The sequence below is a fragment of the Shewanella submarina genome (assembly GCF_042646185.1).
GTDB lineage: Bacteria > Pseudomonadota > Gammaproteobacteria > Enterobacterales > Shewanellaceae > Shewanella > Shewanella corallii.
Genome location: NZ_JBHRTD010000001.1, coordinates 342,586 through 366,310, shown reverse-complemented (window position 1 = coordinate 366,310; position 23,725 = coordinate 342,586). Strand labels below are relative to the sequence as shown.

The window sequence follows — 23,725 nt, the reverse complement described above, 5'->3', positions numbered from 1 at the left end:
TGATTCACCAAGCATTCCGACAGAACAAGAACAACAATGCCAAGACTTGCTTATTCTCTACTGACTTTAACACTGCTGGCCGCTCCGGCGATGGCACTGGTTCCCCCCGATTATCAGGAACCCCCAAGTGACTTCAAAGCCGAAGTGGAAACCGGATTTCAGCTCAATACGGGTAACACTGAATCAACCAGTTTTAACGGCCGTACCAAATTGGTGTATGACACCAGTAATGCCAGACAGGAAGGTACACTGAAGGCCTATTTTGCGTCTGATTCTGAAAAAACCACATCAGAGAAGTATGATCTGCAGCTGCAGTCAAACTACAAACTCAATGGTGGATATGTGTATGGGCGGGGTGACTTCACCTGGGACCAATTTGGTTCCTATACCGAGATCTTCACTGTTTCTTCCGGTTATGGTTTTGACGCTATCTCAGACGAGGATACCAAGTTGAGCCTGGAAGTCGGTCCGGGTTACCGATATAACCTGCCTCAGGAGAATGATGAACAACCTGACCCTATCGCCGAAAAAGATCTGATTCTGCGATTGGCAGCCAAGTTCGAACAAAGGATTCATGAGTACACCAGCCTGACTGCCGATATCACCACAGAAGTGGGAGATAACAACAATACTGTGTCTCTGGATATGTCGTACAAGAACACCATCTTCCTGAACTGGGCATTTAAAGTAGGCTTCAACATCAAATACACAGAGATAGTCCCGGTTGGCACCAAGCAAACCGACACCATCTCAACCTTTAACCTGCTTTATACCTTCCAGTAAACTGGGGGCTGTTGGCCCTATTCAAGCCCAGAGTTTGGGTAAGCATCAATAAAACGCTGCAGCACAGCTGTGGCGTTTTTGTCTCCCTGCTGCTCAGCCTGCAAATAATCAAAGATCGCCGTCTCATGCTTATCGACCAGATAAAACAGAGGCCAGAACCCACCTGCACGCTCAGACTGATCCCGATACTGCTGTTGATAAGGCGCAACCCAGTCGACCAGGGTGTCTATCAACTCAGGCCAGGCAAGATTGAGCCAGACATCAGCATCTTTAATCCCCTGAGCCCGCATTAGGGGATCATCCAAATCACAGGGCACCTCAAGCGTCGGCAGGTGAGCAGCCATAATGGCCGCAGTAATCTGCTCGACCTTCAGCAACAACTCCAACGCAGGCCGCTGAGCCGCTTCATCTGTATATCCCTGATAATGGGTCAGCATATGAGTAAAAAAAGCGATACCATAAACTTCACCACGGAAGGCCCCTGCCAACTGCGCCAGCAGGACTTCGGGTGAGGTTTCCAGGTTCAGAGAGCCGTCAGACATGGTTATTCCAATCCAGAGTCAATTAGAGCCTATAAAACCAAAAAAGGTGCCCGAAGGCACCTTTTTTATCGACCGGTCGGATCAGCCCAGTCGCTGACGCACAGCCTCAAACAGACAAATACCTGTGGCCACTGACACGTTCAGGCTGGATACACTGCCAGCCATGGGAATAGACACCAGAGTATCGCAACATTCGCGGCTAAGGCGACGCAGTCCCTTACCTTCAGCGCCCATGGCTATTGCCAGAGGGCCTTTCAGTTGCGCCTGATACAGGTCGCAATCGGCTTCACCGGCAGTACCAATAATCCACACGCCTTTCTCCTGCAGGTGACGCATGGTGCGAGCCAGGTTAGTCACCTGAAACAGAGGTACAGTCTCAGCAGCACCGCAGGCGACCTTACTCACAGTTGCGGTCAGGCTGACTGAGTTGTCTTTGGGCACGATAATGCCATGCACACCAGCGGCATCTGCGTTACGCAAACAGGCACCCAGGTTATGAGGGTCAGTTACGCCATCCAGGATCAGCAAAAATGGCGTGTCCTGTTTGTCCAGCAAGTCATCCAAATCATGTTCAGTCAGCGCCTTGGCCGGTTTCACCCGGGCAACAACCCCCTGATGCTGAGTACTGCCGGCTTTCTCATCCAGCACTTTGCGGGAGGTCTGAGGCATAGAGATGCCATATTCACGGGCCAGCTGGATCAAAGGCGCTACACGCTCATCCAAACGTCCCTGCATTAAAAACAGCTCCAGGATCCGCTCTGGGCTGTGCTTCAGCACTGATTCCACTGCGTGGATACCGAAAATAAACTCTTGCTTTTTCATCTGTTACTTTCTCTTACCGCTCTTCTTCGCTGGCTTTTTCGGCCCGCTTTTGGAAGTGCGCTTTTTCACTGAACTCTTCTTGGCTTTTTTGGCAGGCTTGGTGGCACCTCGCAGCTCTTCACGCACGCTGCCCTTTTTGCTGCCACCACGTCGGGGAGCATCCTCTTTTGGTGCTTCCCGATCACCACGCCGCTGTTTGGCGCCTTCAAGATTAACTCTTTCTCTGGCGGTCAAAGGACGACGACCTCGGCCTTTGCGGCGACCACCTTCGTCACCAACCATCAGCAGGTCGATCTGCCTGTCATCCAGGTTTACCGCTGCCACTTTTACCGTAACCGGGTCACCCACCTGATAGATCTGGCCTGAGGCTTCACCAATCAAGCGCTGACGCATAGGGTCAAACTGGTAATAGTCGCTGCCCAGACTGGAGATATGTACCAGACCATCGATAAACAGATCGTTAAGGCGAACAAACAGACCAAAGCTGGTGACCGATGCAATTACCGCATCGAAGGTGTCGCCCACATGGTCCTGCATAAACTCACACTTGAGCCAATCGCTGACATCACGGGTAGCTTCATCAGCACGGCGCTCGGTGTTGGAGCATTCTTCACCCAACTGATCCAGCTCGTCCAGCTGATAGTGATAACCGCCATCTTTAGTCCACTTCTCGTCGCTGTCGCCACGCTCTTTGGCAAGCAGGTAACGAATCACCCTGTGCAGTACCAGATCCGGATAACGACGGATGGGCGAAGTAAAGTGAGAATAGGCTTCCAACGCCAGACCAAAGTGACCTTCATTATCTGCGGTATAAATTGCCTGACGCATGGAGCGCAGCAACATCACCTGGATCAGCTCTGCATCCGGTCTGTCTGCAATGGACTCCATTAACAGCTGGAAGTCGATAGGCTGGGGCTCAAGGCCGCCCCCCAGGCTCAGACCACGCTCGGACAGAAACTCTTTAAACTGAGTCAGCTTCTGCTCAGATGGAGCTTCGTGCACCCGGTACAGGACTTCACCTTTATTCTTCTTCACAAACCTGGCCGAAGCCACGTTGGCAAGAATCATACACTCTTCGATGATTTTGTGTGCCTGGTTGCGCATTCTCGGCACGATTTTGTCGATCTTGCGCTGCTCGTTAAAGATGAATTGAGTTTCTACCGTCTCAAAGCCGATAGCGCCGCGTTGGGCACGTTGCTCGTCCAGAGTCAGATACAGCTCCTGCAACACCTTAAGATTTGGCAGCAGGGCCTCGTGCTCAGGCAGGCCTGGCTCACCTTCCAACATAGCCGCCACCTGGGTATAGGTGAAACGGGCATGAGAGTGCATGACCGCGGGATAGAACTTGTAACCGGACAGACCTCCTTTGGCAGAAATGGTCATTTCAGCCACCATACACAGACGGTCTACGCCTGGGTTCAGAGAACACAGGCCGTTGGACAGTTTCTCCGGCAGCATGGGAATAACCTGCGACGGGAAGTACACGGAGTTACCGCGGGATCTGGCTTCAACGTCCAAGGCAGAGCCGGTGCGTACATAATGGCTCACATCGGCAATCGCCACCCACAAACGCCAGCCGCCGCTTTTCTTACGCTCGGCATACACGGCATCATCAAAGTCGCGGGCATCTTCACCATCGATGGTTACCAGCGGCAAACTGCGCAGATCAATTCTGTCTTTCTTGTCCGCTTCGGTCACTTCGTCTGGAATGCGTCGCAGCTTTTTCTCGATCACCGCAGACCATTCATGGGGCAGATCATAATTGCGCAGGGCGATTTCTATCTCCATTCCCGGCGCCATCTGCTTACCCAGCACTTCGGTCACCTTACCGGCAGCTTTCACGTATCGGCCGGGACGTCGGGTCAGTTCAACCACCACAACATCACCATGACGGGCGCCATTGCGATCGGCACTGTCCACCAGGATCTCCTGGGTGATACGCTTGTCATCAGCCACCACAAAACTCATACCGAAATCTACATAGAAACGCCCTACCAGCGCCGCGCTGCGTTCCTGGATCAGGCGTACAATGCGGGCATCCCGGCGTCCCTTGCGATCACTGCCAGCCTTCTGGGCCAGCACTTTATCGCCATGGAAATACAGCTGCATGTCGCGGCTGGAGATATACAGGTCATCGCCGCCTTCGTCGGGGCGGAAAAAGCCGAAACCATCTCTATGGCCCAATACAGTGCCAGGGATAAGATCCATGCGTTCTGGCAGGCCATAACACTGGCCACGGGTAAACACCAACTCGCCATCACGCTCCATGGCACGCAATCTGCGGCGCAGGGCTTCAAGCTGCTCTTCGTCGGTAATTTTCAGGGCCTGGGCGATTTTATCCCGGGTCAGAGGTGAGGTTTGTGAGCGTAAGTACTCCAATATGTACTCACGGCTGGGAATTGGGTTTTCGTATTTGGTTTGTTCACGCTCAAAATGAGGGTCTTTTATCATTCACTTTCCACATAGATTGATCCCTCCTTGGAGGGCGGGATCAACGGCCATTCAATGATGCTTTGCGGGCTCTTTTCACCACACTTGCCGGCATCTTGGCCTCTAATCCCTGTAATAAAGTCAACGCTTCCAATTTGGTTGCCTCATCACTGAACACTTCGTTAAACAGCCAGTGATAGGCCAACTCATAATCTCTTGGACTGCCATACCCCTGAGCCATCAAACGAGCCAGCATCATGCGGGCGGTCTGATGACCATTGGCGGCAGCCGGAAGCACATATTGAACGGCCCTGTCTTTGTTCTGTACGACAAACCGACCGTCCTGATAATACTCGGCCAATAGTACCATGGCCTCAGGGCTGCCCTGCTCGGCAGCCTTTTGTAATTGCTCCATCCCCGAGGATGGATTCGCCGGGACACATACACCGTAATTCAGCATCTCCCCCCAGAGATATTGATAGAGGGGCTGCTTTAGCACCAAAGCCCTTGCTTCGATATCCTGCACCAACTGGCAGTCATCGGCTTTGACCTGCTCCAGGTATCTGTCCTGTTTAATGAGATCCCGTAATCGCTCCTGACTGTATATATCCACTGCAATTGAGTCGGCATGGGCAAACACCGGCATCATCAGAGGTAAGAGCGATATCAGAATCCGTTTCATCTTGTTTATTCCCAGAAGATTGAATACCACTTCATCGGCAGTATAACCCAATTCTGAAGGGGGCAATTTTCGGGATTACCCAGGGCACCATGTCGTTCCGGGCTAACGGTAAATAACCGTCGGGGTATAGCTATTAAAAAAGGCCGCTGGGCGGCCTTTTTTCATCTCATCAGTTGAATGGATTAACCAAAATCATGGTTTCATTCCGATCCGGACCGGTAGAGATAATATCAACTGGCGTTTCAAGCAGCTCTTCAATGCGCTTGATATAGTTGATAGCAGCCTGAGGCAGTTGTTCCAGAGAAGTCGCACCAAAGGTGTTATCGCTCCAACCAGGCATAGATTCGTAAACAGGAGTTACCTGCTCATAACCTTCAGCTGCCATTGGAGTAGTGGTCGCAACAGTACCATCTGGGTACTGGTAACCCACACAGATCTTAACTTCTTCCAGACCATCCAGAACGTCCAGCTTGGTCAGGCAGAAGCCGCTTACGCTGTTGATCTGAACCGCGCGGCGCATAGCCACTGCATCCAACCAGCCTGGACGACGCTTACGACCAGTGGTTGCACCAAATTCATGGCCTTTGGTACCCAGGTATTCGCCGATTTCGTTATCCAACTCAGTTGGGAATGGGCCCGCACCTACACGAGTGGTGTAAGCTTTGATGATGCCGCAAACATAGTCGATATGACGTGGGCCAAAACCACTACCGGTAGCAACGCCACCTGCAGTTGTGTTGGAAGAGGTCACGAACGGATAAGTACCGTGGTCGATATCCAGCAAAGTACCCTGTGCACCTTCGAACAGGATGTTTTCACCGGCCTTACGAGCCTGATCCAGCATCTCAGTTACGTCTACGCACATGCTCTTCAGATAGTCAGCAATCGCCAGCGCATCTTCCAGAGTCTTCTGGTAGTCAACCGCTTCAGCACCGTAGAACTCTGTCAGCATGAAGTTGTGATACTTCATCACTTCTTTCAGCTTCTCAGCGAACAGTTCAGCGTTGAACAGGTCACCAACACGCAGACCACGACGGGAGATCTTGTCTTCGTAAGCAGGGCCGATACCGCGACCGGTAGTACCGATAGCGTTATTACCACGGGCGGCTTCACGAGCAATATCCAGTGCACAGTGGAATGGCAGGATCAGAGGACACGCTTCAGAAATCAACAGACGTTCTTCTACAGGAACGCCACGCTCTTTGAGCATGTTGATCTCTTTCATCAGCGCATCTGGAGCCAGCACTACGCCGTTACCGATAATGCATTTTACATTATCACGCAGGATGCCGGACGGGATGAGATGAAGAACGGTTTTTTCACCATCGATAACCAGAGTGTGACCAGCGTTGTGGCCGCCCTGGTAGCGAACTACATATTTTGCCTGTTCGGTGAGAAGGTCGACAATCTTACCTTTTCCCTCGTCACCCCATTGAGTGCCGAGAACAACTACGTTTTTGCCCATTGTTTGCTGCAAGGTTGCGGTTAAAGCAGAATCTTAACAGATTTAAGGGACCAAGAGCCAATAAATTTATGAAAAAATAATCATCAGTACCACTCCAGCGGTGACTAAAGATCCCCCAATGCGGCGAATAAGGTTTTGATCTGACTTGGCTAGTTCAGCCATATACGCCTGCCATCTTTTTGGAAAAAACAGCGGCCCAGCGCCCTCTATCAGCAAAACTAACGCCAATGCCAGCATCCATACCTCAAAGGTCATATCACTTTCCTACCAGGTGTTTTCAGTGGTTGAACGAAATTTACTATCAAAAGCTCTGTTTTGGTATCAAAAAGCCAATAAAAAACCCAGCATAATGCTGGGTTTTTTGAAAATACTCGTGAAGCGAAAATTAACGCTTGGAGAACTGTGGCTTACGACGTGCTTTACGCAGACCAACTTTCTTACGTTCAACCTGACGAGCGTCACGGGTAACGAAACCAGCAGCGCGCAGAGAAGGACGCAGAGCTTCATCCAGTTGCATCAGAGCACGGGTGATACCGTGACGGATAGCACCTGCTTGACCGGTGATACCACCGCCCTTAACAGTTACATAGATGTCCAGCTTTTCAGTCATTTCAACCAGCTCCAGTGGCTGACGAACAACCATGCGAGCAGTTTCACGACCGAAGTAAACGTCCAGAGGACGCTTGTTCACGATGATGTTACCAGTACCAGTTTTCGCGAATACGCGAGCGGTAGAGGTTTTGCGACGGCCAGTGCCGTAGTACTGAGTTGCAGCCATTTGCTTTATCCCGTATTAGATATCAAGAACTTGAGGTTGTTGTGCAGCGTGGTTGTGCTCGGCACCAGCGTAAACTTTCAGCTTACGGAACATGGCGCGGCCCAGAGGACCTTTTGGCAGCATACCCTTAACTGCTTTCTCGATGATCATTTCTGGCTTGTGAGCTTGCAGCTTCTCGAAGCTGATTTGCTTGATGCCACCTGGGAAGCCTGAGTGCGAGTAGTAAGTCTTGCCCTTGGCCTTGTTGCCAGTAACAGTTACTTTCTCAGCATTGATAACGATGATGTAATCACCGGTATCCACGTGTGGAGTGTACTCAGCCTTGTGCTTGCCACGCAGACGCAGTGCGATTTCAGTGGCGATACGACCCAGGGTCTTGCCCTCAGCGTCAACAACATACCAGTCACGAGATACAGATTCTGGCTTAGCAGTAAAAGTAGTTTTCATTTAGAAAAACCCAAAGTTAAATTCTGTCTCACCTGTTATCTGCCAAATGCAAATAACACGAAAAATGCCGTTCTGTGCCCCTTCGAGCAAAGAAGCAAGCTTTACAAATTCCACCTTATCGGTGGTAGTAACGTGGGCAGGTGGCGGATTATAGCCAACACTGAGCTAAAAATCACCTGTTTTTTTAGCACTTGTTAACTCAATATCCACACCTTGGCCCGCCTGGCTTGCAGAAGGAGCCAGCCCAGTGGAATCAAGTCAATTTCACTGTCGGAGATCCCGGATCTCTAGGACATTGATCCGGGATCGCGCAGTCTAGTGATTTATGGCAAATGTTCAAGTGCCAAATAGTCATGAGATTGCATCTCTGTGAGGCGGGATCGGCAACGGCGGAACTCAAACTCCAGCTGGCCATTGGTATACAGCGCTTCCAGAGAAACCTCTGATGAAATAATGAGTTTGACATTGCGCTCATAAAATTCGTCTACCAGCGCAAGAAATCGCCGGGCAATGTCATCTCCGGTTTGTGCCGCGCCCATCTGCTCAACACCGCTGAGCAGTACAGTATGGTAAAGCCGCGCCAGCTCCATATAGTCCCGCTGACTTCTCGGGCCATCACACAGAGCACGAAAATCTGCCAGCAGCACCCCCTGAGCCTGCTGTCGGATAGGGAAGTGTCGTCCTTCTATCTCCAGTGGTTCAGTCGATACTTCAGACTCTGGCGCCAACTGGTCGAAATACTTAAGCAGATTGCAATCGGCCTGCTCATCCAGAGGGAAGTGATAGATCTCTGCCTGCTCAAGCGTTCTGAGTCGATAATCCACTCCTGAGTCCACATTGATCACCTCACAGTGCTTGTTGATCAATGCAATGGCCGGCAGGAACCTGGCCCGCTGCAGACCATTACGGTAGAGCTCATCCGGGATAATATTAGAGGTGGCCACCAGTACGACCCCTTCGGCAAACAGGGCTTCAAACAAGGTGCCCAGCAGCATGGCATCGGTAATGTCTGACACAAAAAACTCGTCGAAACAGATAACCTTATATTGTGCAGCCATCTTGGTAGCGATTTTCGGCAGCGGATCCTGAGTCCCTTTCAGCAACTCCAGTTCACCATGCACCCTGTGCATAAAGCGATGAAAGTGAGCTCTGAGTTTGTTGTCAAAAGGCAGGGCATCATAGAAGGTGTCCATCAGGTAGGTTTTACCGCGCCCAACACCACCCCAAAGGTAAAGACCAACAACCGGCTCAGGCTTAGCGAATCCCAACACCTGCTTAAAGCGTGTCAGCACCGACTGAGTCTCACTGGGCCTGGTCAGATCGTCATACAACCTCTGCAAGGCTCTGACGGCATTTTCCTGTGCCGGGTCATGACTGAAGTCGTCACGTTTGAGGTCCGCCTGATAATGCTCCCAGGGAGTTAGTCGATCCACTTGAATTCCTGTCAAATTGTCCATATATGAGTATAAAAATAGTATCACGCCTGCCACTTTGGGGTCACTGCCCGCAGTCGGAGGTTGACAGGAGATTTTTATGGATTGGACACTGGCGCTGGCCGCATTCATTTTGGGCCTGGTATTGGGTTATGTAGCCCGAACCCTTATTGCCCGTAATGATTCGGGTAAGGATAATGAAAAAAAGGCCGAACAGGCGATGCTGGAATTGAGCCAGTATAAGCAATCGGTGGCGGACTTGTATCAGGAACAGGGAGAGCAACTATCTCTGCTGGCCGAGCAGGTGAATAAGGTTAATCAACAGTGGAACGAATCAGTCCGTCACCTGCATCTGGGTGATGAGAGCAAACCGCTGCCACAGCTTGAGCAGGAGTCTCACTCAGCCAAAGATGAGACCGCAAAAGGAATTGTGTCCTGACACACAAAGTTACGACTTTCTGCTAATGAAATAGAAACTTAGCCATGAAAGCCAAGTCGAAGGATACACAGGGACCTGGAAACCCATACTCCAGGTGAAATTGAATAATTGCGTTTGAATATTGACCCCTTTTGAGGAGCCAACTATTTATGAAAACAAAGATTACATTACTTTCAGCCGCTATCCTCAGCACCAGTCTCAGCCTGATGCCTGCCACAGCTACCGCGGCCTTGCCCATGTCAGTGGAAGGGCAACAGCTCCCCAGTCTGGCGCCCATGCTTGAACGCACTACCCCGGCTGTCGTATCCGTTGCCGTATCCGGAACCCATGTCTCCCGCCAGAGAGTACCGGACATGTTCCGCTATTTCTTCGGCCCCAATGCACCGCAGGAACAGGTACGAGAGCGTCCCTTCCGTGGGCTGGGTTCAGGGGTGATCATTGACGCCGACGAAGGCTATATAGTCACCAATAATCACGTTATTGATAACGCAGATGAAATTCTGATAGGTCTTCATGATGGTCGTGAGTTTACTGCCAAACTGGTGGGGCGTGACGAAGACTCAGATATTGCCCTGCTGCAGATCGAAGCCGACGGTTTGACCGCGGTCAAGTCTGCCGACTCCGATGCACTTCGGGTGGGTGACTTTGCCGTTGCTATTGGTAATCCCTTTGGGTTGGGCCAAACAGTGACGTCAGGCATCGTCAGTGCTCTGGGTCGCAGCGGCCTGGGGATAGAGATGCTGGAGAACTTTATCCAAACTGATGCTGCTATTAACTCAGGTAACTCGGGGGGCGCCCTGGTAAACCTTAACGGTGAGCTTATTGGCATCAATACCGCGATTGTAGCCCCGGGAGGCGGTAACGTGGGCATTGGCTTTGCTATCCCCGCCAACATGATGCACAGCCTGGTTGATCAAATCCTTGAGCATGGTGAAGTTCGCCGTGGTGTACTGGGAATATCCGGTCAGGACCTGGACAGCAAGCTGGCAAAGGCATTTGGTCTGGAAACCCAGCATGGCGCCTTCGTCAACGAAGTGGTGCCTGACAGTGCTGCTGATGACGGTGGTCTTAAGGCCGGTGACATCATCACCAGTGTAAATGGCAAGAAGATCAAATCTTTTCAGGAACTGAGAGCGAAAATCGCGACCCTTGGGGCTGGCGCCAAGGTTAAGCTTGGCCTGGTGAGAGACGGAGATGAGAAGACGGTAAAAGTTACTCTGGGTGCTCAAAACCAATCCAAACTGGCATCTGCCGGTGGCGCTCACCCTATGCTTCAGGGAGCGACACTGGAAAATGCAGGAAAAGGTGTCGAGATTACTGAAGTCACTCCCAACTCCCCCGCAGCCCAGTCCGGGCTGCTTAAGGGCGATGTGATTGTCGGCATTAATCGCAGCAAGGTGGCTAACCTTAAAGCTCTGACCGATTACCTTAAAGATGCCAACGGTACCGTCGCCCTGAAAATAGTTCGGGACGATGTGGCCATGTACCTGATGTTAAGGGGCTAAGCCTTAGGAACAAGTAAGATCGGGGGCCTCGGCTCCCGATGTTTCTTAATGTTAAACGTGCTAATCTAACAAGACTTTTTTCCGCTGCAGGCCTCTTCAATGACCTTAAAAGGTACCCTAGCTTACTTATCCAAAGCCGTCTTCTTTGGCCTGTTTATGGCGGGAGTGTTTTTGCTGCTGAATCACCTCACGCAGCCCGACACCAAACTGGGTAAGTTCCTCAATTTTTCTCAGGAATCACGCAGCGATCTCTCCTTTGCCAGTGCCGTTCGTCGCGCCGCGCCTGCGGTAGTGAATATCTACAGCCTGAGTATCGACAGACAAAGACCACTGAATTCTGGTTCATTACAGGGACTAGGGTCCGGCGTACTCATGAGCAAAGAGGGCTATATCCTCACCAACTATCACGTCATTAAGAAGGCCGATGAGATTGTGGTTGCGCTGCAAGATGGTCGTAAGTTCACCTCTGAAGTCGTGGGCTCAGATCCTGAGACAGATTTAGCTGTGATCAAAATCGAAGGAGATAATCTGCCAGTGGTTCCCCTGAGCCTTAACAGCCCGGCTCAGGTTGGCGATGTGGTGTTGGCTATTGGCAATCCTTATAACCTGGGACAAACCATCACCCAGGGCATTATCAGCGCCACGGGTCGTAACGGTCTCTCCTCAGGTTATCAGGACTTCCTGCAAACCGATGCCGCTATTAATGCCGGTAACTCGGGTGGTGCGCTGATCAACACCCGGGGCTCGCTGATAGGTATCAATACCGCTGCATTCCAGATTGGTGGCGAAGGTGGCGGCCACGGTATCAACTTTGCCATCCCAATCAAACTGGCCCACAGCATTATGGGTAAGCTGATTAAAGATGGCCGCGTGATTCGCGGTGCTCTGGGTATCTCAGGTGAACCTGTCGTGCCTGTTATGGCGCAGATTCTGAACCTGCCTGATCTTCGGGGCGTGCTGGTGACAGGTGTAGACCGCAACGGTCCCGCCGCCAAAGCCGGCCTGCAGCCCAGAGATGTGATTATTCAGTTCAATAATGAAGATGTTCCCAGCGTTGAAATGTTGATGGACAGAATCGCTGAGACCAAGCCAGGTACAGAGATCAACCTGACGATTATCCGCAAAGGCGAAACCTTACAGTTACCTGTCACCATTGGCGAGAAGCCGATTAATTACAACTGATAAAACAATTGAGGCAAGCCAATCAGGCTTGCCTCATACCTCAGTTTCTTCTTTATATTCTTACTTGTATTAGACTTGGTGCACCTGAGTGGGTCAGTGTTGGTGGGAGTACCATTGTACTTTGGTGCGAAACCCCACTTCGGTGGCAATGGCCAGTATTAAGAGTCCGATGGAAGAAAATATCCAACCGGATGAAAAGGTCAATGCGGCCAACATCAGCAGTACCAGTATCCAAATCAGTCTCAGCATAAATCCTCCTCTGATCTTCCTGATAATGCCCGTTACAGATTTGTTAATCTGCGACGAACTTGATTTCAGACTACTGCCAAATCCTCCAAGTTACAAATCAGTCCTCCACAGCCCCCCAATACCGATTTGAGTCTAAAGCAGCACCCAAACAAAAAGGGCACTGGTAATAACCAATGCCCTTACAGTTCGAAAACAGGATTATTTAACCCTTTCTACCCTACCGTTCAGCCCTTTGAACTTATCTTCGATATGTTCATAGCCACGATCCAGGTGGTAGATGCGGTCCACCAGAGTCTGACCATCTGCCATCAAACCGGCAATCACCAGACTGGCGGAAGCACGCAGGTCAGTTGCCATCACCTGGGCACCACTCAAACGCTCAACACCGCGGATAATACAGGTATTACCTTCCAGCTCCATCTCAGCCCCCATACGCATCAGTTCAGGTACGTGCATAAAGCGGTTTTCAAAGATGGTCTCGGTGATGGTACCCGTGCCTTCAGCCAGCACGTTCAACACACAGAACTGCGCCTGCATATCGGTTGGGAAGGCTGGATAAGGTGCGGTTTTAATATTCACCGCCTTTGGCCGCTGGCCTTGCATGTCCAGCTCGATCCAATCGTTACCTGTGATGATTTTCGCACCTGCATCTTCCAGCTTGGCCAGTACCGCATCCAGAGAAGATGGGTCAGCACTCAGACAGCGGATTTTGCCACGGGTTACCGCACCGGCAACCAGGAAGGTCCCGGTTTCGATACGGTCAGGCATCACACGGTAGTGACAGCCATTAAGCTTCTCAACGCCCTGAATCTTGATGGTTGAGGTGCCAACACCTTCAATTTTGGCGCCCATAGCAATCAAGCAGTTTGCCAGGTCGACAACTTCAGGCTCACAGGCTGCGTTATCGATAATGGTCTCACCATCAGCCAGAGCAGCAGCCATCAGCAGGTTTTCAGTAGCACCGACACTAACCATATCCATAAAGATGTGGGCGCCCTTCAGACGACCATCAACGCGGGCTTTGATGTAGCCCTCTTTCACCTCTATGTTGGCACCCATTTGCTCCAAACCATGCAGATGCAGGTTAACCGGGCGGGCACCGATGGCACAGCCACCTGGCAGAGAAACATCGGCTTCACCATAACGGGCCAGCAAAGGTCCCAGCACCAGAATGGAGGCGCGCATGGTTTTCACCAGCTCATAAGGCGCACAGTAGTGGTTCAGTGTGCTGGTATCGATGCGGATTTCGCCGTCACCGGACTGGGTCACGTTTGCACCCAGACAACGGATCAGTTCACAGCTGGTGTTTACATCACGCAACTGCGGCACATTGGTTACCACAAATTCAGTTTCAGCCAGCACACCGGCCATCAGGATAGGCAAGGCGGCATTCTTGGCACCGGAGATAACCACGTCGCCACACAGCGCGCCATTGGCCTCAATAGTTAATTTATCCACATCGCCTCTCTACATTGGCATGTTGAAAACTTTTTCGCGTTTCCATTGAGTCGGCGTGAAAGTTTTAATGGTTACGGCATGCAGTGCGCCACTGGTAATGTGTTCCATCAGCGGGGCATAAACTGCTTGTTGCTGCTTGATACGACTCATGCCATCAAAGCATTCTCCAACAGCAACAACCTTGAAGTGGCTGCCATCGGAAGTTACATGGGCTTCATCCAGTGACAAAGCCTGAATCAACAGGGTTTCGATCTCTTTACAATCCATGAATTGGTTACCTTAAGAGCTTGTACCCGCTATTCAAAGCAGGCTTGTAAATCATATAGGGCAATCAGTCGGGCGACCTGCTCGGAGGGCGCCGTAAGAGTGAGAGTGTGGCCAGACTGCCGGTGCAGTCGCCACAATGCCAGTAAAAATGCGATGCCTGCGCTGTCACTGTAACTCAAAGCCGACAGGTCCAGCCTGTCAATCTGAGGGCTCAGCAGCTTATGCCGGTCTGGCCACAGGCTGACGACGTCCTGCTGATCCAAAGTACCACTGACTCTGCAGGTATTGGCTTCGGCGTTGAACTCAATCATGCCGCCGCTTTCTCATCAACTTTTACCGGCTCGGATGCTTTTTCATTCAGCATCTCAATAAACTTGTCCAGACCATGCTGACGGATCAGACCATCAAACTCTTCGGTTTTGGAACGCAGAATACTGATACCTTCAGCCTTCAGGTCATAGGCCTTCCAACTGTCATCTTTCTGCTTGCGCAGGCGGAACTCGACATTTATTTCCGGACGGCTGGCGTCGAGAATCTTCACATACACCCGCACATCCTTGGCACTCCCCACAGGGCGCGAAGGACCAAACTCCACGGTTTGATCTGTATAGCTGCCGAGCGCATCAGCATAGGTGGTAATCAAGTAGGCTCGGAAAGCTTCCACAAACTGCTGACGCTGCTCTTTGGTTGCTGCACGGACATGACGCCCCATGGCTTTCAGGCCCGCATAGCGATAATCCACGTGCGACATCAACTCTTCTTCGACCACCACTTTCAGGTAGTTCTTATCAGCTTCGATTTTGGCCTTATCCGCCTTGAATCTGTCGAATGTCTGGTTGGCGACAGTTTCCATCATGGCGTAAGGATCTGCAGTGTTGACCTTATCGTCGGCCATCACAGTGTAAGAGCCGGCCATAAACACCAGCCCCATAATACCTGTTATCACACGCTTCCACATGGATTCATTCTCCTACTTGTCTTCGCCCATGCTATATAAAAACTGTCCAATCAAATCTTCCAATACCAGGGCTCCATGGGTATCGGAAATCACATCACCATCCTTGAGCATGGCGATATCGTCATCAACAAAGCCCGGAGTTAAACCCAGAAACTGCTCACCCAGCAGGCCGGAAGTCAGAATGGCCAGACTGGAGGTTTCGGGGAACTGGTTAAAACGCTTGTCGATTGTCATGGTGACAACCGGTTCCAGCAGAGTGGGATCCAGTTCGATGTCACTGACACGGCCTACCACCACGCCACCCACTTTTACCGGGGACCTTACTTTCAGACCGCCAATATTGGAGAAGGTTGCTTTTAACTGGTAGCTACTGTCTGACGATTGTACGTCGACATTGGCGACCTTGAACACCAACAGCAGAAACGCCGCTAAACCTGCCAGCAGAAAGCTGCCCACCAAGATCTCTATTTTCCTTGTCAACATGTGCTGTTACCTGTTGTTCCTGAAACTCTGAATGCTGTTAGCCAAACATGATGGCAGTCAGCAGAAAATCCAATGCCAATACGGCCAGACTGGACTGAACCACAGTCTGAGTCGTTGCCCGACTGATACCTTCCGGGTTGGGGATCACCTGATATCCACGGTACAGCGCTATCCAGGTCACCACCACTGCAAACGCAGTACTCTTAATCAGGCAATTCACTATGTCCTGACGCCATTCGACCGAAGCCTGCAAAATAGACCAGAAAGAACCGTGATCGATTCCTTTCCACTCCACGCCTACCAGATGTCCACCAAAAATCCCCACGGCTGTAAACATCAGTGCCAGCAGCGGCATACTGATAACGCCGGCCCAGAATCGGGGGGCGATAACCTGTCTGAGAGGGTCGATTGCCATCATCTCCAGACTGGACAGCTGCTCGGTACTTTTCATCAGACCAATTTCGGCGGTCAGGGCACTGCCCGCACGACCGGCAAACAGCAGAGCTGTCACTACGGGTCCAAGCTCACGAAGCAGGCTCAGCGCTACCATAGGACCAAGACTCTCTTCGGTACCAAAGTCCACCAGGATGGTGTACCCCTGCAGTGCCAGAACCATGCCGATAAACAGGCCAGATACCAGCACAATCACCATGGACTGCACGCCAACCACATAGATCTGCTTCACCAGCAGCGGAGTACCTTTGCGAATGCGGGGAACACGGAATACAGCCCCCCATAACATGAGTCCGGCCCGACCCAATCCCGCCACCATATCTATGGCGCTGCGCCCCAGGGAGGCAATACGATCAACCAGCCCCATTGGCCAACTCCTCAGAAAAGTCCTTTGCGGGAAAGTGAAATGGCACAGGGCCATCGGGCTCACCCCGAAGAAATTGCATCAGCTGAGCATTATCTGTGGCGCCCCGGAGTTCATCCGGCGTCCCACGGGCAATCACCTGTTTCTCGGCAATCACATAGACATAGTCAGCAATGCTCATCACTTCAGCGACATCATGGGATACCACGACTGAAGTCAGATTCAGGGCATGGGAAAGTTCGCGAATGAGCTTCACCAACACCCCCATGGAAATCGGGTCCTGACCAGCAAAAGGCTCATCGTACATCACCATTTCCGGCTCAAGAGCTATGGCACGGGCCAGAGCGGCCCTGCGCTGCATACCGCCAGACAGTTCGTTGGGCATCAGGTCCGCAGCACCACGCAAACCTACGGCCTCGAGCTTCATCAACACCAGAGTACGAATAATCTCTTCCGACAACTGTGTATGTTCCCGCAGGGCAAACGCCACATTGTCGAACACATTCATATCGGTAAAGAGCGCACCGCTTTGAAACAGCATGCTCATACGCTTGCGCATCTCAAATAACTGGCTGCGGCTGGCACTGTGCACATTCTGGCCGTCAAACAGAACCTCGCCGCTGTCGGGCACAAGTTGCCCGCCGATTAACTTAAGCAGCGTTGTCTTACCGATACCACTGGGTCCCATGATGGCAGTTACCTTGCCTCTTGGAATCGTCAGACTGATATCGTCATAAATGACTCTTGACCCTCGCCGGAATCCGAGATTTCGGACCTCCACCAGAGGTGTGGAATGTTGCGTCATGCAGGTATCCGGTTTTCAACAAAAATGCACGCCAAGGCCGCTATTTTCATGGCATAGATCACTGCCACCCGGCGCATAGTAAAGGGTAAAATTGTACGGAAACCCTGCAGTATACACAACTGAATCAAGGCTCTGCAGCGACAATACTTTAAATTTCACGCAAATCCAGCGACAATGCGCCCCAGAACTCATTCAGCACCTGACCTGGACATGTTATTTAACATTTTTTTATTGGCCACTGGATTGGCCCTGCTGGTATGGAGCGCAGACAAATTTGTCTATGGCGCTGCGGCATTCGCCCGCAATCTGGGCCTGCCCCCTATGCTTATCGGCCTGACCATTGTCGCCATGGGCAGCAGCGCCCCGGAAATGTTTGTTGCCGGAACCGCCGCAATGAACGGCATGACAGATACTGCTATCGGTAATGTGCTTGGCTCCAACGTGGCCAATATTACTTTGATTCTCGGTGTTACCGCGCTGCTTGGCAGTATTTCCGTGAGCTCCCAGACCCTGATGCGGGAAATTCCCTTGATGCTGGCAGCCACTGTATTGGCCGGTTACCTTATCCATGATGGCTTTTTGTCCCGTAACGACGGTTTGCTACTGCTGGCTGTGTTTTTCAGCGTGATGGGATATCTGATTTGGCATGCGCTGAACAACAAACAAAGAGATCCGCTTGAGACTGAGGCGGATGACGAAGTGCCCAAAGATGTCCCCACCCGGAATGCCGTGTTCTGGGTCCTGGTGGGTATTGTACTTCTGCCGTTTTCTGCCGACCTTATGGTGGATGGCGCCGTAGGCATTGCCAAGGCGTTTGGCTTGTCGGATCTGATTATCGGTCTGACGATTATTGCTGTGGGTACCTCACTGCCAGAGTTGGCGGCCTGCGTCGCCGGCGTGCTTAAAAAAGAGGACGATCTTGCCATCGGCAATATTGTAGGTTCCAACCTGTTTAATATACTGGCAGTTTTGGCTATCCCGGGTTTGATTGCACCGGCGGCCATAGATTCCCAGGCCAGCACCCGTGACTTTTATATGGTTCTGGCCAGCAGCAGCGCACTGGCTATTCTGGTGCTGACAACAGGTCGCAAACGTGAACTGCAACGCTGGCACGGTGCTCTGCTGCTGGTAAGCTTTGTGGCTTACCAGATATTGCTGTTCCAAAGTGCCTGACACCAGCCGGAAAAACAAAATGAAAAACAGACAGAATTGGCGCCAATGGGGTAGCCGGGTAATAGATATCGAGAAAGCGGCACTGGACAATCTGTACCAGTTTATCGACAGCGACGAGTTTGCCGATGCCTGCGACATGATCCTCAGTTGCACCGGCAAGGTGATCGTCATGGGGATGGGCAAGTCAGGCCATATAGGCAATAAGATTGCCGCGACTCTGGCCAGCACGGGAACCTCATCATTTTTTGTCCACCCGGGTGAAGCCAGCCATGGCGACCTGGGGATGATTTCAGACAACGATGTGGTTTTGGCTATCTCCAACTCGGGAGAGTCTTCTGAGATTCTGACCCTGATGCCTGTGATTAAACGTCGGGGTATCAAGATGATAGCCGTGACAGGCAAGCCAGCTTCCAATATGGCAAAGTTGGCCCAACTGCACCTGTGTATCGGTGTACCGGAAGAGGCCTGTCCGCTGGGACTTGCTCCTACCTCAAGCACCACAGCGACTTTGGTACTGGGCGACGCGCTGGCAGTGGCTCTGCTGCAAGCCAAAGGCTTTACCAAAGATGACTTTGCCCTGTCCCACCCAGGCGGCGCCCTGGGTCGTAAGTTGCTGCTGAAAGTCGCTGACGTGATGCACTCAGGTGACGAACTGCCGCAGGTACCTGACTCCATGCATATCACTGACGCCCTGTATGAGATCACCCGCAAAGGCCTGGGCATGACAGCCGTGATCGCCGATGATGGCAAGCTTGCGGGTATATTTACCGATGGCGATCTGCGTCGGGTGATCGATGCCAGAGTCGATCTGCACAACACCCCGATCGCTCAGGTGATGACCAGGAACTGTGTTACGCTTGGCAGCAATGTCCTCGCCGCCCAGGCGCTGAAAGTGATGGACGAAAAGAATATCAATGGCCTGATAATCATCGATGAGCAGCAGCGCCCAGTAGGTGCACTGAACATGCTGGATATGGTCAAGGCTGGAGTAATCTGAATATGCGACAAGGCTTGTACGGCCCGGTGGCCGACGAAGTATGGCAAAAGGCCACTAAAATCAAACTGCTTATCTGTGATGTCGACGGAGTCTTCTCCGACGGCCGAATCTATCTGAGCAACAGCGGCGAAGAGCTCAAGGCGTTCCACACCCGGGATGGCTTTGGCATTCGCTCTTTGCTGTCCACGGATTTCCATATCGCCATCATCACAGGACGCAAGTCCCAATTGGTAGAAGATAGAATGACAGCCCTGGGCGTCAGTGACATCTATCAGGGTGTAGACGACAAACTGGAACCTTTTAACGAACTGCTGGCCAAATATGATCTGACCTCAGATCAGGTTGCCTATATAGGTGACGATATGGTTGATCTGCCGGTAATGCAGCAGGTGGGACTGGCGGTTTGCGTGGCGGATGGCCACCCCTATGTAAAACAACATGCCGATATGATTACTCATGTATCCGGCGGTTTTGGTGCGGTCAGGGAGCTGACCGACCTGTTGTTGATGAGTCAGGATAAGTTCGACGCTGCCCACGGGATGAGCATATGAACCGCATTACGCTGGCCATTGTGCTGTTCTTTTCCATTGCGCTGGGTCTTTACTGGCAGGTGCAGCTGAAGAAAAGTGAGCAGCAGTCCAGTACAGATTCTGGCATAGTCCAGCCAGATTTCGTAGCAGACAACCTTAAAAGCGTCAGCTACAACGAAAAAGGTGATGTGGAAAGCCGGGTGTCGGCTGAGCATATGGAGCACTTTGAAGCCAATAACCTGACACGCTTTACTCAGCCTGTGTACCTGCTTTATCCGGATGATGGCGCCGCCCATTGGCGCATTTCAGCCATCGAAGGTGCACTGGATAAAGAGGACAACATAGTCACCCTGCAGAATAATGTTATCATCGACGCCATAACGCCGAATGAACCGCTGCAGCAGTTGAGAACCAGTTACTTACAGCTGGATCTAAACACCATGATCATGCGCTCCGACCGGGTGATTCAGGTGGATGGAATGAACTTCAAAGTGGAAGGCACAGGCCTCTATGCCGATCTGAATGCGCAGACTGTAGAGCTGCTGAATCAGGTAACAGGAATTTATGAACCAAACTAACAGACTTATCGCAGCCTTACTCTGCACCCTGAGCCTGGGTGCTGTTGCTGCTACCGACGACCTCACCAAGGAAGTTCACATTGCGGCCCGCAGCCAGGAAGCCGATATCAAGAACAAGCGCGTTGTTTATAACGGCCCGGTAGTAGTTACCCAGGGCAGCATCAAGATTCTCGCGGATGAACTCAGTGCCAGCCAGGGCGATGGCGAAACGATTCTTATCGCCACTGGCAAGCCTGCCACTTACACCCAGACACTGGACAATGACCGCCCTGCGACGGCCAGTGCCAATGAGATCCGCTACAACATCAGTAAGCGGGTACTGACCCTTGTAGGCGCAGCCGAAATTGAACAGGACGGCAGTAAAGTGACCGCTCCCCGGATTGTGTATGACATTCAGCTGCAACAGATGAAAGCTGAAGGCAACCAGAACCCGGATGACAGAGTTCATACTGTTATTAAGCCTGAAAACTTCCAGAACGATGTGAAGCAAGAGCGGCAGAAGTCTGACGAACAACAGCAAGATAAAGAGCAACCAGAGTCATGAGCGAACTGACGCTGAAAGCCGAACACCTGGCAAAAAGTTACAAAAACCGTCAGGTGGTAAAAGATGTCAGCCTGGAGGTCAAAACCGGTCAGGTTGTTGGCCTGCTGGGCCCCAATGGCGCGGGCAAGACCACAACCTTCTATATGGTTGTCGGCCTGGTGAAAAGTGATAAGGGCGCTATCTATATCAATGATGATGACCTGACGCTTGATCCCATGCACATGCGAGCCCGCAAAGGTATCGGTTATCTGCCTCAGGAAGCCAGTATTTTCCGTAAGCTGTCTGTTCGCGATAACATTATGGCCGTACTGCAAACCCGTAAAGCCCTCAGCAATGAGCAGCGGGAAGAACAGTTAGAGCACCTGCTGGAAGAGTTCAACATCACTCATATCCGTGATTCCATGGGGATGGCACTGTCTGGTGGTGAAAGACGCCGGGTAGAGATCGCCAGAGCCCTGGCCGCCAACCCCAAGTTCATTCTGCTGGATGAACCTTTTGCCGGTGTTGACCCTATCTCGGTAATAGACATCAAAAAGATTATTGAACAGCTTAAAAGCCGTGGTCTGGGCGTCCTGATCACTGACCATAACGTACGGGAAACCCTGGACGTGTGTGAGCATGCCTACATCGTCAGCCACGGCAATTTGATCGCCGAAGGTACCCCGGCAGAGATCCTGGATAACCAGCAGGTGCGTGCAGTGTACTTGGGCGAACAATTCAGGCTATAGTTAAGGCGTATGCCTCTGTGAATGCCCCCGAAAGGTGCGGCCTGAATATCAGGTACAAAGGAAACGCACCTTTCCCAGGCCAATGGACAATCCGGCTCTCGAGAATTTCCACTAAAAATATTCTAAACAGGGATTTGCGGTAAACATGAAAGCGTCACTCCAGCTTAAACTGGGTCAGCAGTTAACTATGACGCCTCAGCTGCAGCAGGCGATTCGTCTGTTGCAGTTGTCATCACTGGAACTCCAACAGGAGATCCAGCAGGCACTGGAATCCAATCCGTTACTGGAGATGGACGAGGAGCAGTACGACTCCGAGTCAGAGGATAACCCTACAGACAACACCGCCGAATTCGACCAGGAAGATTACTCAGCCACAGCGCAGGACAGCTCCAGCGTTGAAACCTCCGATGCCGTCACCCAGGAATCCATGCCGGAAGATCTGCCCATGGACACCACCTGGGATGAGGTCTTTACCGCAGCACCGGTCTCCTCTGGCCCCGCCATGCGCGATGACGATATGCCTTTTCAGGGAGAAACCAGCGAAGGCCTGTACGAGCACCTGGAATGGCAAAAGAACCTTACCCCTTTCTCCGAAAATGATTACGCCATCGCCACCGCCATTATCGAAGCCATCGATGAACGCGGTTATCTGACACAAAGCACTGAAGAGGTGCTGGAAGCTCTGGGTGATGACGAAATTGAGCTGGACGAAGTTGAAGCTGTACTCAAACGTATTCAGCACTTCGACCCTGTTGGTGTGGCTGCGCGGGACCTAAGCGAGTGCCTGCTGATACAGTTGCATCACTTCGCACCGGACACCCCCCATATCGACAATGCCCGACTGCTGATTAAAGAGCACCTGGAGCTCATCGCCAACCGGGATTTTCGTACCCTGATGCGCAAAACCCGACTGAAAGAAGATGACCTGAGAGAGGCGATCAACCTTATCCAGACATTGAATCCAAGACCTGGATTGCTGGTTAGCCGCGAGAATGATGAGTACGTGATTCCCGATGTCTCGGTCGCTAAAAAAAGTGGCCGCTGGGTGGTAGAACTCAACCCCGACTGCATGCCCAAACTGAATGTAAACCAGCATTATGCCGCCATGGCCCGCAGCACCCGCAACCAGTCGGACAGCCAGTTTATTCGCGGTCATCTGCAGGAAGCCAAATGGTTTATTAAAAGCCTGGAGAGCCGCAACGATACACTGTTGAAAGTGGCCAATTGTATTGTACAGTTCCAACAGGGCTTTTTTGAATTCGGTGAAGAGGCCATGAAGCCTATGGTGCTCAACGATATCGCCGAAGCTGTCGAAATGCATGAATCGACAATTTCCAGGGTAACCACCCAAAAATACATGCACACCCCCAGAGGGATTTTCGAATTGAAGTACTTCTTCTCCAGTCATGTCGGTACTGAAGATGGAGGAGAATGCTCGTCCACTGCCATCCGCGCCTTTATCAAGAAACTGGTGGCGGCAGAAAACCAGAAGAAGCCGTTGAGCGACAGCAAAATGGCCCAGCTTCTGGCAGAACAGGGAATAAACGTTGCCAGACGGACTATCGCCAAGTATCGAGAGGCGATGCTGATTCCGCCTTCCAACCAGCGTAAGAGTTTATAACCCTACCCG

Annotated in this window: 28 protein-coding genes; 11 read left to right on the top strand and 17 right to left on the bottom strand. The window is 51.7% G+C overall.

Translation table 11 applies throughout. The features are described from left to right. Nucleotides 1-36: 36 nt before the first annotated feature. Nucleotides 37-783, top strand: a complete 747-nt coding sequence (locus ACFOE0_RS01685) for a DUF481 domain-containing protein (RefSeq protein WP_248936678.1) — start codon at nt 37-39, stop codon at nt 781-783. 17 nt (nt 784-800) lie between these two features. Here ACFOE0_RS01685 and ACFOE0_RS01680 read toward each other — a convergent pair whose 3' ends face one another. The 9 genes from ACFOE0_RS01680 to zapE form a co-directional block, all read right to left on the bottom strand. Beyond that, nucleotides 801-1,325 carry a hypothetical protein gene (locus tag ACFOE0_RS01680; protein WP_248936677.1) on the bottom strand — a complete coding sequence of 175 codons (525 nt, stop codon included), beginning with the start codon at nt 1,323-1,325 and terminating at the stop codon, nt 801-803. 81 nt (nt 1,326-1,406) lie between these two features. Continuing rightward, nucleotides 1,407-2,147 (bottom strand): 23S rRNA (guanosine(2251)-2'-O)-methyltransferase RlmB, encoded by a 741-nt coding sequence (rlmB, locus tag ACFOE0_RS01675; RefSeq protein WP_248936676.1) that lies wholly within the window; start codon nt 2,145-2,147, stop codon nt 1,407-1,409. Nucleotides 2,148-2,150: 3 nt separating this feature from the next. Beyond that, nucleotides 2,151-4,598: a ribonuclease R gene (gene rnr, locus ACFOE0_RS01670; RefSeq protein ID WP_248936675.1), complete on the bottom strand. Its 2,448-nt coding sequence runs from the start codon at nt 4,596-4,598 to the stop codon at nt 2,151-2,153. Between the two features lie 40 nt (nt 4,599-4,638). Then, nucleotides 4,639-5,259 (bottom strand): tetratricopeptide repeat protein, encoded by a 621-nt coding sequence (locus ACFOE0_RS01665; protein WP_248936674.1) that lies wholly within the window; start codon nt 5,257-5,259, stop codon nt 4,639-4,641. Between the two features lie 169 nt (nt 5,260-5,428). Beyond that, nucleotides 5,429-6,724 (bottom strand): adenylosuccinate synthase, encoded by a 1,296-nt coding sequence (locus tag ACFOE0_RS01660; RefSeq protein ID WP_115137173.1) that lies wholly within the window; start codon nt 6,722-6,724, stop codon nt 5,429-5,431. A 66-nt stretch (nt 6,725-6,790) separates the two neighbouring features. Beyond that, the gene (locus tag ACFOE0_RS01655) at nt 6,791-6,979 is read right to left on the bottom strand and encodes a DUF2065 domain-containing protein (RefSeq protein WP_248936673.1); all 189 of its coding nucleotides are present in this window, start codon (nt 6,977-6,979) and stop codon (nt 6,791-6,793) included. Between the two features lie 130 nt (nt 6,980-7,109). Then, nucleotides 7,110-7,502, bottom strand: coding sequence for a 30S ribosomal protein S9 (gene rpsI / locus ACFOE0_RS01650; protein WP_115137175.1), 393 nt, complete (start codon nt 7,500-7,502; stop codon nt 7,110-7,112). Between the two features lie 15 nt (nt 7,503-7,517). Beyond that, entirely contained in the window at nt 7,518-7,949 is a 432-nt protein-coding gene (rplM, locus tag ACFOE0_RS01645; RefSeq protein WP_115137176.1) for a 50S ribosomal protein L13, read from the bottom strand. A gap of 323 nt (nt 7,950-8,272) precedes the next feature. Then, on the bottom strand, nt 8,273-9,382 hold the full coding sequence (zapE, locus tag ACFOE0_RS01640; RefSeq protein ID WP_248936672.1) for a cell division protein ZapE: 1,110 nt from the start codon (nt 9,380-9,382) through the stop codon (nt 8,273-8,275). Between the two features lie 100 nt (nt 9,383-9,482). Between zapE and ACFOE0_RS01635 the strand changes: the two genes are divergently transcribed. From ACFOE0_RS01635 to degS, 3 genes are all read left to right on the top strand, one after another. Continuing rightward, nucleotides 9,483-9,821 (top strand): ZapG family protein, encoded by a 339-nt coding sequence (locus ACFOE0_RS01635; RefSeq protein ID WP_248936671.1) that lies wholly within the window; start codon nt 9,483-9,485, stop codon nt 9,819-9,821. A 149-nt stretch (nt 9,822-9,970) separates the two neighbouring features. Then, nucleotides 9,971-11,326 carry a DegQ family serine endoprotease gene (locus tag ACFOE0_RS01630; RefSeq protein WP_248936670.1) on the top strand — a complete coding sequence of 452 codons (1,356 nt, stop codon included), beginning with the start codon at nt 9,971-9,973 and terminating at the stop codon, nt 11,324-11,326. Nucleotides 11,327-11,425: 99 nt separating this feature from the next. Continuing rightward, the gene (degS, locus tag ACFOE0_RS01625) at nt 11,426-12,508 is read left to right on the top strand and encodes an outer membrane-stress sensor serine endopeptidase DegS (RefSeq protein WP_248936669.1); all 1,083 of its coding nucleotides are present in this window, start codon (nt 11,426-11,428) and stop codon (nt 12,506-12,508) included. Nucleotides 12,509-12,601: 93 nt separating this feature from the next. On the opposite strand, the gene ACFOE0_RS01620 is transcribed toward degS, so the two are convergent. The 8 genes from ACFOE0_RS01620 to mlaF all read right to left on the bottom strand — a co-directional run bounded on the left by ACFOE0_RS01620 (nt 12,602) and on the right by mlaF (nt 17,545). After that, nucleotides 12,602-12,757: a hypothetical protein gene (locus ACFOE0_RS01620; protein WP_162807186.1), complete on the bottom strand. Its 156-nt coding sequence runs from the start codon at nt 12,755-12,757 to the stop codon at nt 12,602-12,604. Between the two features lie 198 nt (nt 12,758-12,955). After that, complete coding sequence (gene murA / locus ACFOE0_RS01615) at nt 12,956-14,215, bottom strand: UDP-N-acetylglucosamine 1-carboxyvinyltransferase (protein ID WP_248936668.1); 1,260 nt, start codon at nt 14,213-14,215, stop codon at nt 12,956-12,958. A 9-nt stretch (nt 14,216-14,224) separates the two neighbouring features. Further along, a complete protein-coding gene (locus ACFOE0_RS01610; RefSeq protein WP_115137181.1) occupies nt 14,225-14,482 on the bottom strand; it encodes a BolA family protein in 258 nt (85 codons plus the stop codon). Nucleotides 14,483-14,511: 29 nt separating this feature from the next. Next, complete coding sequence (locus ACFOE0_RS01605) at nt 14,512-14,793, bottom strand: STAS domain-containing protein (protein ID WP_248936667.1); 282 nt, start codon at nt 14,791-14,793, stop codon at nt 14,512-14,514. Next, the gene (locus ACFOE0_RS01600) at nt 14,790-15,440 is read right to left on the bottom strand and encodes an MlaC/ttg2D family ABC transporter substrate-binding protein (protein WP_248936666.1); all 651 of its coding nucleotides are present in this window, start codon (nt 15,438-15,440) and stop codon (nt 14,790-14,792) included. Before ACFOE0_RS01600 ends, ACFOE0_RS01605 begins: the two co-directional genes overlap by 4 nt. Before the next feature lie 12 nt (nt 15,441-15,452). Beyond that, the gene (mlaD, locus tag ACFOE0_RS01595) at nt 15,453-15,923 is read right to left on the bottom strand and encodes an outer membrane lipid asymmetry maintenance protein MlaD (protein ID WP_115137184.1); all 471 of its coding nucleotides are present in this window, start codon (nt 15,921-15,923) and stop codon (nt 15,453-15,455) included. A 37-nt stretch (nt 15,924-15,960) separates the two neighbouring features. Beyond that, nucleotides 15,961-16,743: a lipid asymmetry maintenance ABC transporter permease subunit MlaE gene (mlaE, locus tag ACFOE0_RS01590; protein WP_248936665.1), complete on the bottom strand. Its 783-nt coding sequence runs from the start codon at nt 16,741-16,743 to the stop codon at nt 15,961-15,963. Beyond that, complete coding sequence (mlaF, locus tag ACFOE0_RS01585; protein ID WP_248936664.1) at nt 16,730-17,545, bottom strand: phospholipid ABC transporter ATP-binding protein MlaF; 816 nt, start codon at nt 17,543-17,545, stop codon at nt 16,730-16,732. Before mlaF ends, mlaE begins: the two co-directional genes overlap by 14 nt. Before the next feature lie 210 nt (nt 17,546-17,755). On the opposite strand from mlaF, the gene ACFOE0_RS01580 reads away from it, so the two are divergent. The 7 genes from ACFOE0_RS01580 (at nt 17,756) to ACFOE0_RS01550 (ending at nt 23,716) form a co-directional block, all read left to right on the top strand. Next, nucleotides 17,756-18,718: a calcium/sodium antiporter gene (locus tag ACFOE0_RS01580; protein ID WP_248936663.1), complete on the top strand. Its 963-nt coding sequence runs from the start codon at nt 17,756-17,758 to the stop codon at nt 18,716-18,718. A gap of 19 nt (nt 18,719-18,737) precedes the next feature. Further along, a complete protein-coding gene (locus tag ACFOE0_RS01575) occupies nt 18,738-19,715 on the top strand; it encodes a KpsF/GutQ family sugar-phosphate isomerase (protein ID WP_115137187.1) in 978 nt (325 codons plus the stop codon). Nucleotides 19,716-19,717: 2 nt separating this feature from the next. Next, nucleotides 19,718-20,266 (top strand): 3-deoxy-manno-octulosonate-8-phosphatase KdsC, encoded by a 549-nt coding sequence (kdsC, locus tag ACFOE0_RS01570; protein ID WP_248936662.1) that lies wholly within the window; start codon nt 19,718-19,720, stop codon nt 20,264-20,266. Beyond that, nucleotides 20,263-20,823, top strand: a complete 561-nt coding sequence (gene lptC / locus ACFOE0_RS01565; protein WP_248936661.1) for an LPS export ABC transporter periplasmic protein LptC — start codon at nt 20,263-20,265, stop codon at nt 20,821-20,823. Before kdsC ends, lptC begins: the two co-directional genes overlap by 4 nt. After that, complete coding sequence (lptA, locus tag ACFOE0_RS01560; RefSeq protein ID WP_248936660.1) at nt 20,810-21,367, top strand: lipopolysaccharide transport periplasmic protein LptA; 558 nt, start codon at nt 20,810-20,812, stop codon at nt 21,365-21,367. Before lptC ends, lptA begins: the two co-directional genes overlap by 14 nt. Further along, complete coding sequence (gene lptB, locus ACFOE0_RS01555; protein WP_115137191.1) at nt 21,364-22,095, top strand: LPS export ABC transporter ATP-binding protein; 732 nt, start codon at nt 21,364-21,366, stop codon at nt 22,093-22,095. The genes lptA and lptB overlap by 4 nt, the downstream gene beginning before the upstream one ends. Nucleotides 22,096-22,240: 145 nt before the next feature. After that, a complete protein-coding gene (locus ACFOE0_RS01550; RefSeq protein WP_248936659.1) occupies nt 22,241-23,716 on the top strand; it encodes an RNA polymerase factor sigma-54 in 1,476 nt (491 codons plus the stop codon). Nucleotides 23,717-23,725: the final 9 nt, after the last annotated feature.